The sequence below is a fragment of the Chitinophaga sp. genome (assembly GCF_036569125.1).
Taxonomy (GTDB): Bacteria; Bacteroidota; Bacteroidia; order Chitinophagales; family Chitinophagaceae; genus Chitinophaga.
Genome location: NZ_DATCRF010000191.1, coordinates 1 through 3,084, shown reverse-complemented (window position 1 = coordinate 3,084; position 3,084 = coordinate 1). Strand labels below are relative to the sequence as shown.

General features: G+C 48.5%; 3 protein-coding genes. 2 read left to right on the top strand and 1 reads right to left on the bottom strand.

Annotation, left to right across the window (positions count from 1 at the left end):
* Positions 1–184: 184 nt before the first annotated feature.
* Positions 185–685, bottom strand: coding sequence for a DinB family protein (locus VIM87_RS06915; RefSeq protein WP_331996272.1), 501 nt, complete (start codon positions 683–685; stop codon positions 185–187).
* Positions 686–766: 81 nt separating this feature from the next.
* On the opposite strand from VIM87_RS06915, the gene VIM87_RS06910 reads away from it, so the two are divergent.
* Together VIM87_RS06910 and VIM87_RS06905 are read left to right on the top strand one after the other, a co-directional pair.
* Complete coding sequence (locus tag VIM87_RS06910; protein ID WP_331996271.1) at positions 767–1,861, top strand: glycoside hydrolase family 43 protein; 1,095 nt, start codon at positions 767–769, stop codon at positions 1,859–1,861.
* A 93-nt stretch (positions 1,862–1,954) separates the two neighbouring features.
* Positions 1,955–3,084, top strand: a 1,130-nt coding sequence (locus VIM87_RS06905; protein ID WP_331996270.1) for a TPM domain-containing protein, incomplete at its 3' end; no start/stop codon positions are given.

Genomic DNA, 3,084 nt, shown 5'->3' with positions numbered 1-3,084 from the left:
TTATGGAGCTGATAGATAAGGCGCCGGAAAACGATAGCACTAAAACAAACTAATGTGCAGATGTGCAGATGTGCAAATATGCAAATGTGCAGATGAAGAAAGATAGCGGGATCACAAATGAATTAAGCTCAGTGAACCGCTGCATTCAACATCTGCACATTTGCATATTTGCACATCTGCACATTTAAAACTGTTTATCATCCGCACTCGGCCCGTAAACAGAAGGCACCGGTATATCATTCATCCGCATGTACACCGTTAGCTGCCCCCGGTGATGCACCCAGTGATTAAGGGTAGAGGAAATGCTGCCCATAACCGGGCTGGCAAACAATAGCTGCCCGTTTGCTTTCAGGGTAAAATCCCCCTGCAGCTGCTCTTCCGTGGCATTGCTCAATGCCTGCTCCGCTTTTTTCAGATTTTCATCCAGGTGCGCAACCAGGTCCTCCGTTGTTTTAACTTCCTGGTGCTTGAAAGTGGCAAAGTCTATTTCCCCCTGTTCTATCATCACCGCGATCCATAATGGAATTTCCGCCACCAGTAAAGCCAGGTACCCCAGGGCCATAGACTTGGGATGCGGCTTGTAATCAAACAGGTTTACGGGGATCCTTTCCAGGCATTTACGGGTAGCGCCTGATTCGGCCTTTAATTCTTCCAGGTAAGCAGTGATAGCTAAAGTACTTTTCATATAGGTTTTGATGGTTTAGTATTTGTTTAATTTAATATCTTCATAGTTAACAACCAAAAAAACAATACAAACATGCACGTTATGAACTACCCGCTGTTTTTCACCACAGCCCTCATCACAGGTATACTCTCTGCCTGCAACCAAACCGGAACGGATAATAAGGCCGCTGAAAAAGACACTGCCACTGTTGCCGTTACTGAAAAAACATACCTTTCGCAGCCCCTGGTTACGAACATTTATACAGCCGATCCTTCGGCCCATGTCTTTAACGGCAGGATCTATGTTTATCCGTCGCACGATACCGCTACCGGTATCCCCGAAGATGATCTGGGCAGCCATTTCGATATGCAGGATTATCACATTCTTTCCATGGATAGTGTAGGCGCTAAGGTTACCGATCATGGCGTAGCGCTTAAGATAGCAGATATCCCCTGGGCAAGCCGCCAGCTGTGGGCGCCGGATGCCGCATTTGCCAATAACAAATATTACCTCTACTTCCCGGCAAAAGACAGCAAAGGTGTATTTCACATTGGGGTAGCCACCAGCACCAAGCCCGAAGGCCCTTTCACAGCAGCCAAAGCCCCCATCAAAGGCAGTTATAGCATTGATCCCTGCGTTTTCCGGGATGATGATGGTAAATATTACATGTACTTTGGCGGCATCTGGGGCGGGCAGCTGCAGCGCTGGAATAATAACGAATATGATTCTACGAAAACAAACCGCACGCCGGAGGAACAGGCCATACTGCCGCGCGTGGCCCGCTTAACGCCGGATATGATGAGCTTTGCAGAACCGGTAAAAGAAGTAAAGCTGCTCAATGAAAAAGGCGAGCTGTATAAAGAAAAAGATAACAGCCAGCGCTTTTTTGAAGCAGCCTGGATGCACAAATACAATGGCAAATATTACTTCTCTTATTCCACCGGCGATACGCATAACCTTTGCTATGCCATTGGCGATAATCCTTACGGCCCCTTCACCTATAAAGGCGTTATTTTAAAACCCGTTGAAGGCTGGACCTCTCACCACTCCATCATTGAAAACAACGGGAAATGGTATCTCTTTTATCATGATGTGCAGCTTTCCGGTAAAACATATCTCCGTAATGTAAAAGTTACTGAGCTGCATTATAACCCGGATGGCAGCATACAAACTATAGATCCTGCCGGTAAGCAATAAGCCGTTAGCTATTTTGAAAATTTTTCGCCATTTTTACCGGTCATGTTTTTAACCAAACGTTCCCGCTGTTTTTCCCTTTACTGCCTGTTAATAATGCTGCTGTCCGCCGCTGCGGCCACTGCGCAGCAATTCAGTGTTGCACAGGTGCCCGATCCTATGCGGCAGGGCCACCATGTCAGCAACCCGGATCAGCTGATCTCGCCTGCGGCAGAGGATGCGCTGAACCAGCTGCTGGATAGTCTTGACCATTCAGGCCGCGCGCAGGTAGCAGTAGTGCTGCTTAAAACCATTGGTAATAATGTGCCGAAGGATGTGGCGCATGAGATCTTCAGCACCTGGAAGCCCGGCGCCGTTGAAAAGAACAACGGCCTGGTGATATTACTGGTTGATGATCAGCACCGTATTGAATTTGAAACAGGCTACGGGCTGGAAGGCGATCTTCCCGATGTGGTCTGTTTCCGCATTCAGCAGCAGGTAATGCTGCCTCATTTCAAACAGCAGGATTATGATGCAGGTATGCTGGAAGGCATGCAGGCAGTAGTAAGCGTATTACAGCAGCAGGATGGGAATGGTGCGCCCGCCGACCCCACTGCGTTATTTGCGCTGCCGGAACAAGATACCCGCCAGTTACCCGGCAAGTTCAGCGTGTTCCTGGTTATTGGCTGCTTTCTGATTGGCAATGGCGCCTTTTTGGGGATGTTTCACCGGAGGAGATCGCCGGCAGTAATAGCCGGCATCACCAAAGTACCGGACCTGTACCGCCCGGGCTGGCTGTCCTGGAGCTGGCTGTTCGTAGTGCCGTTGGTGTTAATATTTTACCTGGTGAACTATACCTCCTGGTCTTTTAGCTTTCTCACAGTAGCGCTGATCCTTTATTGCGACTGGGTACTGTTCTTTTGCGCTTATGCTGTTATCATACACCTGGTAGCAGCCCGCAGGCTTAAGAACAGCGACCGGCACCAAAGCTATCTTACCTGGAAAACAGCTGAAAGAAGCCTGCTGTTAAGCGTGCTTTTCCCGGTGCCTATGTTCTTTTACTCCCGCAGGCTGCAGCGTCGCTTATACCAGCTGCGCTCCGCCCCTTATCAATGCACAAAATGCAATAAGGATATGAAGCGGCTGAGTGAAAAAGCAGATGACCAGTTCCTGGAAAAATACCAGGTGATAGAAGAAAAGCTTCACTCTGTTGATTATGATGTATGGCAGTGTAAAGACTGCCATAC

What these genes read in the sequence shown, in the direction of transcription:
- VIM87_RS06915 (WP_331996272.1), bottom strand. Translation starts at nt 685, where the DNA reads ATGAAAAGTACTTTAGCTATCACTGCTTACCTGGAAGAATTAAAGGCC.
- VIM87_RS06910 (WP_331996271.1), top strand. Translation starts at nt 767, where the DNA reads ATGAACTACCCGCTGTTTTTCACCACAGCCCTCATCACAGGTATACTC.